Genomic DNA, 14,164 nt, shown 5'->3' with positions numbered 1-14,164 from the left:
ATTCCATAGGAGGACATCCGTATGCATACGAAAGGTTTTCTAGGCGATTTGCGAAGGAATCGCACACTATATCTGATGATTTTACCAGCGTTTTTATTTTTTCTGATCTTCTGTTACTTCCCTATGGCGGGAATGGTCGTTGCCTTTAAGTCTTATTCCTACAAGGATGGTATTTTTGGAAGTCCCTGGGTTGGTTTCGCTAATTTCGAATTCTTTTTCAATTCAGGGAAAGCTTTTCTTGTAACGAAAAATACGGTCATGTACAACTTCTTGTTTATGATTGTGAATAACCTGCTCGAAATGAGCATTGCTATTGTGTTATTCGAGCTGGCAGGTAAATATGTCAAGAAATTTTTGCAATCGGTCATCTTTCTGCCTTATTTCATCTCGTGGGTTGTAGCGGGAGCTATTGTCTATAATTTTCTCAATTATGAGTTCGGCGCGGTGAATACATTCTTGAAGTCGTTAGGTTTCAACCCTGTAAACTTTTATAATAATCCGAGTTTGTGGCCTTATATTCTAGTTTTTTTTAGCGCATGGAAGTCGGTAGGGTATGGAACCGTTATCTACCTTGCGAGTATTGCAGGCATTGACTCGGAAATGTACGAAGCGTCCAAAATTGATGGAGCGAATGTGCTTCAGCGGATTGTCCATATTACGATCCCATCCATCATTCCGACCATGATTGTTCTGCTGCTGCTGAAAGTCAGTCAAATCGCAAGAGGGGACTTCGGCTTGTTCTACCAGCTGATCGGCGATAATGGACTCTTATATGATAAAACCGATATTATCGACACGTTCTCCTTTCGGGCGCTCCTCGATTTGCAGGAATTCGGCATGGCAGCAGCAGTTGGCTTATATCAGTCCGTCCTCTGCTTCCTCATTATTGTGTTTACCAATGAATCTGTGAAACGAATCAAGAAAGAAAGCGCCTTATTCTAAGAAAAGGATCGTTGAGAGTGAGAGGGGGGATGCTCGACAGTAGGAAAAGTTAGCTTGAAAGGAAGGCAAAAATGGGTATAGGGCCTTACGAGAAATCGTAAGGCTATTTGAGTTCTCAAGCTAATTGAAAATGCTTAGTTTAAACGAAGCGCACTTCTCTCAAAATGTTCTTCTTCCGGGCTTCAGTTGGGTAATCGTATTCATCAATCACGCGGCGAAGAAATATCATTAAAATATTCTCCACGCTTCAGGGCATCGACAAATCGCTGGAGCCATTCGTAATAGGTATGCCCATGTCGAAGTTTATATAGATCTTGAAGAGCGAAATTACGCTCCTCGTCTGTAATATGTTCGTCAAGAATCAATTCAGTCAACTTAGGAAGAGCTTTACTTATGGCTTCTGTCATTACATTGATTTCGCGCTGGAGCTTTAGCGTGAAAAAGTTTTGAAAAGCAAGAAAAAAATCAACCTCAGCAGCATACAATTCTTTTCGCTCCTGTTTTTCCTCTAGTTTTTTGACCATTTGGGATTCTACCAATGATCTAACCGCATAGCTCATATTACTTTTACTCATATTCATTCGAATCTTCATCTCATCGAGAGTCATCGGCCGATCTTCAAAGAACATAATCCCATACAATTGACCAGATGAATGAGTTGCTCCGTACAAATCCATCGTTTCTGCGATAGCATCAATGATGTCTTGTCTGATACGTCCCCTTTGTTCTGCTGCGTGATTTTCTTCTATTTGTGACATTAGAATGCTCACTTCCCTATTCTTGATCGACTAATAGATTCAATAGATTTTGTTTGAATTACAACTATTATAGCAAAAAAACACTTGAGACAGTCGAGAAAAATGAAGGGGGGCTTTTACATAATCTTAATGATGAGTTTACGTTCAGTTGACACAATGAAGAAATTACTAGTGTACAATAATTATTGTACGAAATAGATAAAAGCAATAAAAAGGTTATAAAATCTTAATAATTCAAAAATAATTGAATGAAAAGAGATTTTCTTTTCTGCTTAATTAGTTTCGTATCGCCCATCACAATCGAAATAGAATCGACTCAAAACTATGAAATTAGGAAAAGGGGATTTAACGATGAAAACGAAATGGAAATCACTTACGTCAATGTTACTTATTACAGGTTTATTAGCAGGCTGTGGTACTGCGAAGCCGGAAAACGCAGCTAGTAGCGGCCAGCCGAGTCCAACAGCAGCTGCAAACAAACCAGCGGAAATCACCGTTTATTCCGCAATGGAAGAAGAACAAATTAAAACCTATCTTACTTCTTTTAAGTCTCAGTATCCTATGATTAAGGTAAACATTGTTCGTGATTCGACAGGGATCATGACAGCTAAGCTAATTGCAGAAAAGGAAAATCCTCAAGCTGACCTCATCTGGGGATTGGCCGCCACAAGTTTACTAGTTATGGATGATCAAAAAATCTTGGAGCCTTATGCGCCTAAAGGTGTCGATCAAGTGCTCCCTGAATTTAAAGATAAATCGAGCGTTCCCAAATGGGTCGGTATTGATATCTGGGAGACTGCCATCATTGTAAACAAGGTAGAGATGGAAAAACGTCACTTGGCTATTCCCCAATCGTACGAGGATTTAGCTAAGCCGGAATACAAAGGGTTAATTGCTATGCCGAATCCCGCATCTTCAGGTACAGGATACTTGACGGTTAATGCACTTATTCAATTGTACGGTAAGGATAAAGCTTGGACTTTTATGGATAAATTGCACGATAACATGATGATTTATACCCATTCTGGATCCAAACCGGCGAAAATGGCAGCTTCAGGAGAAGTTCCGATTGGTATCTCATATGGATACAGCGGCATTTTGGAGAAGAAAAAAGGGTCACCAATTGAAGTTATTTTCCCTAAAGAAGGATCAGGTTGGGATATGGAAGCCAATGCATTAGTGAAAAAGAAAGATATTAAGCCGGAAGCGAAGTTGTTCTTGGATTGGGCGATCAGCGCTGAGCCTATGAAGGAATACAATAAAAATTACGCTATCTTAAGCATTAAACAAGAAGGAAACCAAATTCCTGAAGGCTACAGTAAAGATCCGGTATCCCAATTGACCAAATTGGATTTGTATCAAGCCGCTAGAGACCGTGAAGCTGTACTGGCAGATTGGGCAAAGAAATATGATTCCAAATCAGAGCCAAAGAAGTAGAAAGTAGATTACTGTGGGATGCCGATGTTGGCATCCTTCCCATTTTCAGGGATTTATGTAGGGGAATTCGTTAAAAAGGAGCATTAGTTATGAAGCCAGGGTATTTATCGCTTCGCAACCTTTCTAAGCACTTTGGGAAGCAAACTGCGCTGCAGGACATAAATTTAGATATTCATCAACATGAGTTCATCTGTCTGTTAGGGCCAAGCGGATGCGGGAAAACAACGTTGTTGCGCATTCTTGCGGGTCTGGAAAAAGCAGATAGGGGCTATTTGACCATCGAGGGAAGAGATATCACTTCTGTACCAGCTGGAAAACGGAACTTCGGCATGATGTTTCAATCGTATGCGCTATTTCCTAACCTAACGGTTTCCGAGAATATTGCGTACGGACTTCGCAATCGTTTAACCAAGTCCCAAATCATTGATCGCGTGGACGAGCTTCTAGGATTAGTGGAATTAAAGGAACAGCGCCATAAAGTACCCTCACAATTATCGGGGGGCCAACAGCAACGTGTAGCTCTTGCGCGAGCGCTCGCATTTTCACCAGATTGTTTGTTGCTAGATGAGCCATTATCTGCACTTGATGCAAAGGTTCGTGTCAAGCTGCGACGTGAGATTTGCCGACTGCATCAACAATATGGGATGACGACAATTATGGTGACGCACGATCAGGAGGAAGCCTTAACGATGGCTGATCGCATTGTCGTTATGAATCAATCGCGAATCGTTCAAATCGGCAGCCCGAATGACGTGTATGAACGTCCGAATAGTCCCTTTATTGCCGATTTCATTGGAGCAGTCAGCTTTATCGAAACGAATAACGGAAAGCAAGATAACCCAATACTGGCAATTCGTCCAGAGCATGTTCAATTGGTTCGGGAAGCTCATGAGAAAGGCAGACAGGGGATCGTACGGGAAATCGAATATCGAGGGACACATTATCGCTTGGTTCTAGAATTAGTGGATCATCAGGATTTTCCGCTTAGGCAGTTTCTTACTGTTGATCAGCAGGCGCAAGCTATGAAGACTTTTAACATCAAACTAGGTCAGAAGGTCACTTTTAACTTGCTGCCTGAACACGTCATCCGATTTGATACGGTATCCGATATTGCGGTTGGGTGAGGAGGTGAATGGTATGGATACGTGGTTAAAAAGAGTACGTCCGAATGCAAACGAATGGAGTCAAAATAGTATCATTTTTATAATGATTATCGCCTTATTCTTTACGATCCTAATGCCGCTTGGCGAACTCTTAATCAAAGCAGTTAGTAATCAAGATGGGAATTTTGTTGGACTTGCTAATTTTTCCAAATATTTTTCTACACCGACACTTGTATCTTCATTATGGAATTCTATAAAAGTTTCATTCATTACGACTATAGTCGCTGTGACACTCGGATTCGGATTTGCCTATGCGCTTGAGAGAAGCGGAATCCGAGGGAAATGGTTTTTTCGTTCCGTAGCGTTACTTCCACTTTTTGCACCTTCGATGCTGCACGGATTAGCATTAATCTATTTGTTTGGCAATCAAGGCCTTATTTCAACTGGGTTCTTTGGTTTGCTGCCTGAATTTCGAATCCAACTTTACGGGCCGATCGGGATTGTGTTATCCGAAATTTTATATACTTTTCCACAGGCATTTCTGATGTTATCGGTAGCTTTTGCAAGTTCGGATTATCGCTTATACGAAGCAGCAGAGACGCTTGGTGCGTCGAAATGGCGTACGTTTTGGACGGTGACTGTACCAGGTACCAAGTTTGCGCTCATTAGTACGGTATTTGTTTGTTTTGTCCTGACGTTCACTGACTTTGGAGCACCTAAGGTTGTAGGCGGACAATACAATGTTCTTGCGACCGATTTGTTCAAGCAAGTGATTGGTCAACAGAATATGCAAATGGGGGCCGCCGTCGGTGTGCTGCTGCTAATTCCAGCGGTGATCTCGTTTGCCATTGACCGAATTTCCCAGCGAAAACAGAGCGGATGGCTAAGCGCCAAATCAATGCCTTATCGAATTGAAGCCAATAAACTGCGCGATGTCCTATTATTCCTACTTTGTTCAATTGTATCTGCTGTCATTCTAAGTATTATTCTTGTGGCGCTCTATGGATCAATCGTGAAGGTATGGCCATACAACTTACAGCTATCTTTGTCCCATTATGATGGATTTCTTGACGGGGCAGGACCGTTTGTGAATAGTTTGATCATTTCGGCTGGTGTTGCTCTGATTGGCAGTGTAGTGACATTCCTATTTGCCTATCTCATTGAAAAATCTCGCGGTTATGTCGTATTGCGAAATAGCGCATATTTTCTATCCATGCTGCCACTTGCCCTGCCGGGATTAGTACTAGGTCTCATCTATGTATTCTTCTTTAATAATCCGAACCAGCCCCTAAATGGGTTATATGGGACCATATGGATTATGATTATATGTAATATTGTACATTTTTATTCGGTTTCATTTTTAACGATGACCTCAGCGCTTAAAAAGCTGGATAGCGAGTTCGAAGCAGCCTCAGAAACGATGAATGTGCCTTGGTACAAGACACTTGTCAGAGTCACGCTGCCGATGTCATTGCCGTGCATTGTGGAGATTGGAATGTATTATTTTATCAACAGTATGGTGACGGTGTCGGCAATTATCTTTTTGTATGCGCCAGACCTGAAACCGGCTGCCGTGGCAATTGTTAATATGGAGGACTCAGGTGATATCGCTCAGGCGGCAGCCATGTCGCTGTTAATTATTTTGGCAAACCTGATTATGCGAACAATAGTCATGTTATCGTCTGGGAGAATGCGTCGGAGAACGGAAGCATTATTGGTTAAGAAAGATAGTTAGTATTCACCTATATGAGGATCTCGGGAGCGATTGGAATGCCAAAATTGATGGTTAACAAGAAAAGTTATTCGGTAGAGGGTGTGTTATTTGATAAAGATGGCACAATACTCGAATTTATAAGTCTTTGGGGATATTGGAGCGAATCGTTGTACCGGAATTATGCAAGTAAAGTATTGTCTGTTGCAACGGACGGAGTCATCGATCCCATCTCAGATTTGTGGGGGACGGTTTATGATCACGCTGGGCATATGATTGATTATAGTAGAATCGGGCCACTGGCCATGGGATCGATTGGCGATTTGCTTGCTATATTAGCATGGCAAGGCTATCGGCTAGGACTTCCCTGGAGTGAATCCATGCGGTTAGCAAGGGAAAGTAAGCGACTGGCAGATGCAGAAATGGAACAGATTCGGCCCGTGATTCCGATGCCAGGAGTTATAGACTTTCTGAAGCAATGCCATGATCACAAAGTGCCCATAGGCATTGTAACGGCTGATGAGACAGCGGAAGCGGAAAAACATTTGCAGTGGTTGGGCATTCGCCAGTTTTTTAAAGTTATTGTCGGGAACGATCTGGTGGAACAAGGTAAGCCTTATCCAGAAATGGTCTATAAGGCCTGCAAAGAGCTTGGATTAGCACCAAACCAAGTGGTCGTGATAGGGGATACCAACAGCGATATGCAGATGGGGAAATCCGCAGGGGTTGCAGTCACTATAGGGTTAATGAGAAAGGATGAGCCACAATCTAACGAATGCTGGCTAAAAGATGCGAATGTGACAGTCTCATCGTACGCGGAACTTCATTTGGAGGAATCCGCAAATGAAGGGTGAGAGCGGATTGGGATGGGTACTTTTAATACTTGCCATCCTCTTTGAATTATCGGGAACGACGTCCATGAAGCTATCCGAAGGTTTCACCCGATTTTGGCCATCTATTTTGATGTTTATTTTATATGGCTGCAGCTTTACCTTGCTCAATTTTGCTCTTACTTACATTCAAGTTGGCGTTGCTTATGCGATTTGGTCAGGTGTCGGTATTGTTCTAATTACGCTTGTGGGACTTGTGCTGTTCAAGGAATCATTTAATATAACCCAATTAGCTTGGATATTACTCATCGTTGTCGGTGTCATCGGTTTGAAGTTAAGCAGTAAAGTTCATTGATATGGCGGTTTGCAGTCTCATGTTTACAATAAATAAACCCGCATTTTACATGTAATTAACCTATTGAACGCAATTTAATTGTACAATATATTTTGTACATACGTGAAATGGTAGATTTTTTAATGAGAAAATTATACGTGTAAAAATTTTATTGAACGTAAGCTATCTTCGATATGCAAATTTTTTTCCATAGGGATGAGAGAATTTTGGGAGGTGGTGCTTACGGATTGAAATGGTCTTTATTTATTGAATCCGACTTTGGTGAGTTTTATTTTTTACTTAATTTTACGAGCTTTTTGAACAGATCCTTAAACAACTAGAGTATGGAGGTTTTCTGTAGTGAAAAGAATTTTATCCGTTACCCTCGCATCAATGATGTTAATCGGTACGTTATCGAACACTGCAGTACATGCAGAGAATGGCGTAGTAAATGCCAATCCCCTTATGGCATCGATTAAATTCGATAATAATTTAAACGACGATGCAAATCAAGGGCATCCGTTGATAGGACATGGAAATTATAGTTATGTAGAAGGTGTATTACCCGGGACCAAAGCTCTGCACGTAGAAAGCGGAAACGGCAATTATGTCGGTACGACGCAAAGCTTGAATGTTGGTAATGACAGTTTTACCACATCCTTCTGGTATAAGGGCGACACTAAGGATAATCAGGTCATATTATCGAACAAGGATTTTGGTAAGAGCTCTAACGCAGGCTGGGCGATTTATACATCACCCAATTCGGTCAATATGAATTTAGGATTCCCGGCCGCATCAGTAAAATTTGGTCGCGACACGTTTAATGCTTCCGCTTGGCGTTACGTGACATTTGTTGTAGACAGAGATAAAATGCTCGGGTCGTTGTATATTGATGGTTACGAAATGGCTGAAACTTCGCTGGGGATCGGAACTTTAGATACATCGAACCCATTAAATATAGGCAGTGACGGAGTGGGCGGCAATGGTGGCAATTCATTCGATATCGCTGATCTGAAGGTTTGGAGTGGTGCACTAAGCAGTGATGCAGTTCAATCTAGTTATAATGGTTACGGTTTAAATAAAGTAGATATGAACGCACTTAACGACAACATATCAGAAGCAAATACATTCATAGCAGGCGGTCTCGGCGAGGGCTTTAGCCAAACCGATTTTGATTATTTGAAAAATGTTTTTAATATGGCAACTTCGGTAGTAACAACGCAAAAAGTAAAATTATATACACAGGAAACCATCAATTATTACGAACGTGAACTAAACAACGCCATATTCATCTATCAAAAAAGTAATAAAACATTAACTCCCGCCGATTTAAATATAGCGGATAGCAGCGACCCGGAATACAATGGTGATACTGTAAATACGCGTCAGGAAGAAGATATTAGAAAAGACTTGCAAGTATTCCCGCAGGCCGACGTCATTGTACAGCCTGGCGACATTACTGGCGGTAACAACGCCAATGAATATGTGTGGATGGATAGTTTTAAAACCGTATACAATAAACTTAAAGCTGAGGGCTTATTTAAGACTACGAAGTTATATGTAGTAAAAGGCAATCATGATATGGGCGGCTCCGAAGCCTTTGTACCTGATGGTACGGCGGGCGCGTGGAACGAATCAACGCAATCGTACAATAACGATTTCTCTAATAGTGCTTATAGAGTAAAGATAAAAGGATATAATCTGATTGGTTTTGATGCAAATGTTAACAACAGTAACACGGTGGGAAAAGCCACCAATTTCCTCAACGAAATTAAAAGTGAAGCGGATTATGATCCGAAAAAACCCATAATTGCCATGTCTCACTACCCGATAGGTGGAACCGTGTGGTCATCGGCATGGAGCAGCGCTGCAAGTAATAATTTCGGTAAATTTATTGCCGACAATAATTTTTCGCAGGTGTTTTATATGTCAGGTCATACGCAATACGATCCGACCGACGAACGTTCTCTCTATCAAGGTGCGGCTACGTATCTCGATTCTGGTGGGTCGAACTATTCCAGTTATCAAGACGACGGTCCGTTCGGCGGATATATAGAAGGCTCATATGGAAGCTATCATACTACACCTCGCATCTCGAATTTCATAGAGGTTTACGGTACAAAATTGATCATCAAGCAGTATAATTTAGCTACAGATGAATTTGTAAGCATACCTCGTGTAGTCAACGTGGGCGAAGGCAAAGATGCCTTTAACTATAGCAAGCGCGATACAAGAGAACTCGTAGCTCCGCAGTTTGATGAGGGCATTAAGATCGATTCCTTGAATGCCAACGAAGTTGCTTTTACAATGAAGCAAGCAAATGACAATGTACGGGGTATGGAATATAATATTCAGCTGATCAACAAGCTCACGGGGAAAGTGGACAAATCGTTTAATAGCCTTTCGTATCCTCTGGACAAACCATACGATGTATACAGGCAATATAAGTTTACAAATTTGTCGCCGGGTACTCCATATAAAATCAGGGTGTTCGCCGACGATTCCATGTATAACCGTTCGTCGCAGGATATTGAAATTAATGTTAACAGTGTTAATTTAAACAGCATCACTACGCCTGCATCGGTATCTGCGAACAACGGAACGGCCAAGACAGCGGAAGCTCTTGGATTGCCCATAAAAGTAATTCTTGCAACCGATGGTGGTAGTGTGGACGCAAGTGTGAATTGGGATTTAAGCGGCATTAGTTACGATCCGTCTATCAAGACGGTGCAGACCTTCTCGGTACCAGGAACCGTAACCCTGCCTCTCGGAGTTGAAAACCCGAACAGCGTTCCATTGACGACAAGCATTAACGTTACTGTTAAAGAAGTTGGAGCAGCTTCCGACTATCTAACACTAGACAAATCCCAGTACATCCAAGGGGAAGCCATTACCCTATCCTATAATGGGGCTGCTTTAAACGGGAAAGATTGGGTCGGCATCTACAAAACCGGAGCTGTTCCTCCAGGTGCCGGTGTATCTTTATTATGGAGTTATCTAAAATCTGGATCCGGAAGAGTTAGTTTAAACAGTGGACTGGCTCCTGGCACTTATGATGCACTCTTTATGCTCAATGACGGTTATACGATAGTGGATCGCAAGACATTCCAAGTCGTTCAACGCGTCCCTGTGAGTGGGGTGACTCTTGATCAACAGAACGTAACAATGACTCAAGGCGAAACCAGAACATTAACAGCTGCCGTTCTGCCCGCGAATGCGAACGATACCCGAGTATCGTGGATAAGCAGCGACCCAACTGTTGTATCTATAAACTCAACAGGAAGCGGCGCTTCGCTGATCGGCAATCGTCCTGGGACGGCGACAGTGACGGTCAAAACTTTAGATGGGAATTTTACGGCTTCTGCGAATGTTACAGTGAACCCAGCAATGCCTCAGTCTACATTGTCAGGTTTACAGCAGGTGGCCCCAGGCCAAACATTCGATGTAATGATGGGATTGAGCAACGTTACGCAAAGCGTATACCAGCAAGTGTATGGGCAAGATTTGACGCTTCACTATGATCCGGTAACTTTGCAGTTCAATTCGGTAACATCATTAAAAGAAGGATTTCAAGTCATCGATCAAAACGAGACGGTGCCAGGACAAGTCCGGATTGTGGCTGCCAGCGTGGGTTCGAAAGTGGATGCCCAAGGAGATATGCTCTCATTCCAATTTACGGCCAAATCTGTGACTCAGGCAACCAATATGACGACAATTTCTGTCGACAATGTTGTGTTTGCCAATGGACAGGGGAATGAACAGCAGGTCGGCGGAGCCTCCCACGAGATACAAATAGCTATACCTAGTATACCTGTAGATAAGTCGATCTTGAATGCTTTGATCGCAGACGCTCAGGCTAAGTACAATGCAGCAGAGGAAGGCAATGGAAACGGCCTGTATGTGATTGGTGCCAAAGCGCAGTTGCAGTCGGCAATCGATGCGGCTAATATGACAGCAAAAGATCCGAATGCCACTCAGCAGCAGGTGGATAGTGCGAAAGTCGCATTGGAAGCAGCAATACAAGTGTTTGAAACTAAGAGAATAAACGCCGATATCAATGGAGGCGGTGTCTCGATTGGAGACTTGGCGATTGTTGCATCTGCTTATGGCAAACAACAAGATCAGGCGGGTTGGGATGCGAGAGCGGATGTAAATCACGACGGTAAGGTTAACATTGTAGACCTTGCTATCGTAGCCAAAGCGATCTTGAATTAAAAACAATCCCACAATTATGTTTGCTTTAAATTTAGGATTGATCGGCAATGAAATGGGAGGGGAGATCAATTTTCTCCCCTCCTCCCTTATCACGGGTATCATTATGACAGAATACATCTTCAATCCTTCAAAACCTTATTTATAAGCATCATGTTGGAAGCAATCCCGTTCATCATGCTGGGCGTCTTGCTTTCCGTTACAGAAAGGGCGAATTGTTCAATGATAAAAAAACTACTTGCATTTAGTCTGGCGTTGCTTTTGACAGTACTCGTACTTCCCCAAGTCGTTACTCATGCAAGCTCCGGCCCGAGCTTTTCACTGTCCGTCTCGGATAAGAGCATATCTGCAGGCGATGACTTCCAAGTGACGGTGAGCGGAAAACAAGTAAGCGACTTGTACGCATATGAAATCAATTTAACCTATGATACCAGCCATTTGGTATTTGTGAAGAATGTTACCGAAGGCAAAGGCTTTACCGTGAATCCTATTGAGAACGGAAATAAGATCCAAATCGCGCATACGCAAACAGGTAATGTTGCAGGCCAGAACGGGAATGTAACATTGGCCACGCTGACATTTCATGCAGCTAGTCAGGGTAAGGACGATATTGTACTGGACAGCGTGAAAATGGTCAATTCGCAGATCGTGTCTACTGAAGTTTCAGGCAATAGCAAGTTATCGGTTGATGTAAAAGCATCTAGTCATTCGGGTAATGGCGGTAATAACGGTAATGACGGTAAGTCTAAACCTACGAAGCCTGCGGCTAATGGATTTAAGAGCGACATTGTTAATGTAACAAAATTGGCTAATACAATCTCGTCCAACGTAGAGGAAGCTAAGAAAACTGATGTGAAAGTTGAAATGGCTGACATTAAAGGACATTGGGGCGAAAAGACCATCGGTATGTTCGTGAAACTGCACGTTATCGATGGGTATGGGGATGGAACGTTCCATCCTGACGGCAACATTACACGCGCCGAATTTGCAGCGATCATTTCTCGCATATTCGATATCAACGGCGGCGCCAATCAGTCGGTTGCTCTGAACGATATTGACAGCCACTGGGCTAAAGACGCCATTGAGAAACTCGCTAGCGCAGGAGTGATTGCCGGATATGGAGACGGGACGTTCAAGCCGGACAAAACGATCAGCCGCGAAGAAATGGTCATTATTCTTTCCCGCATTGTGGACTTTAGTAACGTGGACATGGATGCTTCCAAAGGCAATTTTGCGGATATAGCAAGCGCAAGCTCTTATGCAGCAAATCTAATCAAGGATGCAGCAGAAGCGGGTATTATCAGCGGCAAAGGCAATGCCTTATTCGATCCGCAGGGTAACTCCACACGTGCGGAGGCGCTAACGATCATACTGAATGCCTTGAACCTTAACCCTCAATTAAAAACACTCTTGGACAGCTTGAACGAAGTCGAGCAACATGTTCAAGTTGCAGAATGAACGGTCGTGACCGATAAACTAAATTGCAGATTGTCATACATGCATTCATGAAAAGAGGTCCCGCTATGAAGCAGCGTTCATTCCTGTCCTTGTTCATCATGATCTTATTATTTTTTGGGACTTCCACAACTTCGTTCGCGCATGTTCAAAGTATGGGTTTCTCGGAATTAAAGATTGAACAGAACGAGATTCTCTATGAACTTTTTCTTGATGAAAGAGATTTGATTCAACAATTCGGTATCAACACCAACTTGGATAATCTGGTGAACGAGGAACAGTTCTCGCAAAAAGTTGAATCTTTTCTACAGAAAGGACTTCGCATAGACGCGGATTCGAAGCCCTTCACGATGGAATTGCTTTCGATGAAGATGGCGAATAAGGCTGGCATAAGAGGCGTGGAACTTCAACTGAAGTTTACCGCAGATAAAGTGATCGAACAATGTACTCTTCATTACGATCTGGAGCTGTTTGACCATGTGCCTGCTCATACGAGTGGACTCTTGGTCCATGCAGGGGAATATGTCCAGCAGGATTTGATTGATAGCACGAAAAGAGATATTCAGATCAATCTTCCCCAGCATAACCAGCAGGATACGATTGATAGCACGAAAGGAGATAGTCAGACCAACCTTCCTCAGCCTAAGACTGGTGCTGTTTTATGGAAATACTTTAAGCTTGGAATCGAACACATTTTAACAGGTTACGATCATTTGCTGTTTTTGTTATCCTTAGTATTAATTGCATCCCGCTTCAAGGATGCGTTGAAAATTGTTACTGCTTTTACAATCGCCCACAGCATTACACTATTCTTGGTGGCGTCGGGCCGCCTTCATGTCATTCCATCTTGGGTGGAAGCGTTGATTGCGGTGACGATCTGTTACGTGGCCCTGGAAAATATGTTTGTCCAAAAGGCGAAATGGCGATGGGCACTGACAGCGATATTTGGCCTGATTCACGGTATGGGCTTCGCCGGGGCTTTGGCTGAAACAGGACTTCCGAAAGGCAATCTGATTGGCACGCTCCTGACGTTTAATTTAGGAGTAGAAACTGGCCAATTGATGGTTTTATGCCTTCTACTGCCCCTCTTGATTTGGCTGCGAAGGTTTCCATGGTATCGTAAAATGATGATTTCAACGTCTTGCCTTATTTTTGTAATCGCATTATATTGGTTGATTCAAAGATTGTAAACCATACCCACTTTTCAGGGCATTCGCACTGAATAGCGGGTATTTTTATTTGTCTCAGACCATTACGGGCGAAATAAGATGACGCAGGAATACTGCGTCTTTTTGTATTTCTTTAATATGATACATTATATGGTGTATTACCCCTGATTTCATTTTATAATACGTTTTATATGATGATTTAAATTATATATT

10 protein-coding genes are annotated in these 14,164 nt (G+C 42.6%); 9 read left to right on the top strand and 1 reads right to left on the bottom strand.

Going from position 1 to position 14,164, the window contains the following annotated elements:
* The first annotated feature begins 21 nt into the window (after nucleotides 1-21).
* Nucleotides 22-942: an ABC transporter permease gene (locus AB4114_RS04600; protein WP_441987355.1), complete on the top strand. Its 921-nt coding sequence runs from the start codon at nucleotides 22-24 to the stop codon at nucleotides 940-942.
* Between the two features lie 203 nt (nucleotides 943-1,145).
* On the opposite strand, the gene AB4114_RS04595 is transcribed toward AB4114_RS04600, so the two are convergent.
* On the bottom strand, nucleotides 1,146-1,700 hold the full coding sequence (locus tag AB4114_RS04595) for a GbsR/MarR family transcriptional regulator (RefSeq protein WP_441987354.1): 555 nt from the start codon (nucleotides 1,698-1,700) through the stop codon (nucleotides 1,146-1,148).
* A 351-nt stretch (nucleotides 1,701-2,051) separates the two neighbouring features.
* On the opposite strand from AB4114_RS04595, the gene AB4114_RS04590 reads away from it, so the two are divergent.
* The 8 genes from AB4114_RS04590 to AB4114_RS04555 all read left to right on the top strand — a co-directional run bounded on the left by AB4114_RS04590 (nucleotide 2,052) and on the right by AB4114_RS04555 (nucleotide 13,972).
* On the top strand, nucleotides 2,052-3,137 hold the full coding sequence (locus tag AB4114_RS04590; RefSeq protein ID WP_441987353.1) for a putative 2-aminoethylphosphonate ABC transporter substrate-binding protein: 1,086 nt from the start codon (nucleotides 2,052-2,054) through the stop codon (nucleotides 3,135-3,137).
* Between the two features lie 89 nt (nucleotides 3,138-3,226).
* Nucleotides 3,227-4,261 carry an ABC transporter ATP-binding protein gene (locus AB4114_RS04585; protein ID WP_441987352.1) on the top strand — a complete coding sequence of 345 codons (1,035 nt, stop codon included), beginning with the start codon at nucleotides 3,227-3,229 and terminating at the stop codon, nucleotides 4,259-4,261.
* 13 nt (nucleotides 4,262-4,274) lie between these two features.
* Nucleotides 4,275-5,975: a putative 2-aminoethylphosphonate ABC transporter permease subunit gene (locus tag AB4114_RS04580; RefSeq protein ID WP_441987351.1), complete on the top strand. Its 1,701-nt coding sequence runs from the start codon at nucleotides 4,275-4,277 to the stop codon at nucleotides 5,973-5,975.
* 35 nt (nucleotides 5,976-6,010) lie between these two features.
* Nucleotides 6,011-6,805: an HAD family hydrolase gene (locus tag AB4114_RS04575; protein WP_441987350.1), complete on the top strand. Its 795-nt coding sequence runs from the start codon at nucleotides 6,011-6,013 to the stop codon at nucleotides 6,803-6,805.
* Entirely contained in the window at nucleotides 6,795-7,136 is a 342-nt protein-coding gene (locus AB4114_RS04570) for a DMT family transporter (RefSeq protein WP_441987349.1), read from the top strand. The genes AB4114_RS04575 and AB4114_RS04570 overlap by 11 nt, the downstream gene beginning before the upstream one ends.
* Nucleotides 7,137-7,475: 339 nt before the next feature.
* Nucleotides 7,476-11,330, top strand: a complete 3,855-nt coding sequence (locus AB4114_RS04565; RefSeq protein ID WP_441987348.1) for a LamG-like jellyroll fold domain-containing protein — start codon at nucleotides 7,476-7,478, stop codon at nucleotides 11,328-11,330.
* 219 nt (nucleotides 11,331-11,549) lie between these two features.
* Nucleotides 11,550-12,785, top strand: a complete 1,236-nt coding sequence (locus AB4114_RS04560) for an S-layer homology domain-containing protein (RefSeq protein ID WP_441987347.1) — start codon at nucleotides 11,550-11,552, stop codon at nucleotides 12,783-12,785.
* A gap of 65 nt (nucleotides 12,786-12,850) precedes the next feature.
* Complete coding sequence (locus AB4114_RS04555; protein WP_441987346.1) at nucleotides 12,851-13,972, top strand: HupE/UreJ family protein; 1,122 nt, start codon at nucleotides 12,851-12,853, stop codon at nucleotides 13,970-13,972.
* The last annotated feature ends 192 nt before the right edge of the window (nucleotides 13,973-14,164 follow it).

The sequence above is a fragment of the Paenibacillus sp. 2RAB27 genome (genome assembly GCF_052115445.1).
Lineage (GTDB): Bacteria > Bacillota > Bacilli > Paenibacillales > NBRC-103111 > Paenibacillus_E.
Note: the sequence above shows the minus strand (reverse complement) of the source record. Positions and strands in the feature narration are given on the sequence as shown.

What these genes read in the sequence shown, in the direction of transcription:
- AB4114_RS04585 (WP_441987352.1), top strand. Translation starts at nt 3,227, where the DNA reads ATGAAGCCAGGGTATTTATCGCTTCGCAACCTTTCTAAGCACTTTGGG.
- AB4114_RS04600 (WP_441987355.1), top strand. Translation starts at nt 22, where the DNA reads ATGCATACGAAAGGTTTTCTAGGCGATTTGCGAAGGAATCGCACACTA.
- AB4114_RS04570 (WP_441987349.1), top strand. Translation starts at nt 6,795, where the DNA reads ATGAAGGGTGAGAGCGGATTGGGATGGGTACTTTTAATACTTGCCATC.
- AB4114_RS04555 (WP_441987346.1), top strand. Translation starts at nt 12,851, where the DNA reads ATGAAGCAGCGTTCATTCCTGTCCTTGTTCATCATGATCTTATTATTT.
- AB4114_RS04595 (WP_441987354.1), bottom strand. Translation starts at nt 1,700, where the DNA reads ATGTCACAAATAGAAGAAAATCACGCAGCAGAACAAAGGGGACGTATC.
- AB4114_RS04575 (WP_441987350.1), top strand. Translation starts at nt 6,011, where the DNA reads ATGCCAAAATTGATGGTTAACAAGAAAAGTTATTCGGTAGAGGGTGTG.
- AB4114_RS04560 (WP_441987347.1), top strand. Translation starts at nt 11,550, where the DNA reads ATGATAAAAAAACTACTTGCATTTAGTCTGGCGTTGCTTTTGACAGTA.
- AB4114_RS04590 (WP_441987353.1), top strand. Translation starts at nt 2,052, where the DNA reads ATGAAAACGAAATGGAAATCACTTACGTCAATGTTACTTATTACAGGT.
- AB4114_RS04580 (WP_441987351.1), top strand. Translation starts at nt 4,275, where the DNA reads ATGGATACGTGGTTAAAAAGAGTACGTCCGAATGCAAACGAATGGAGT.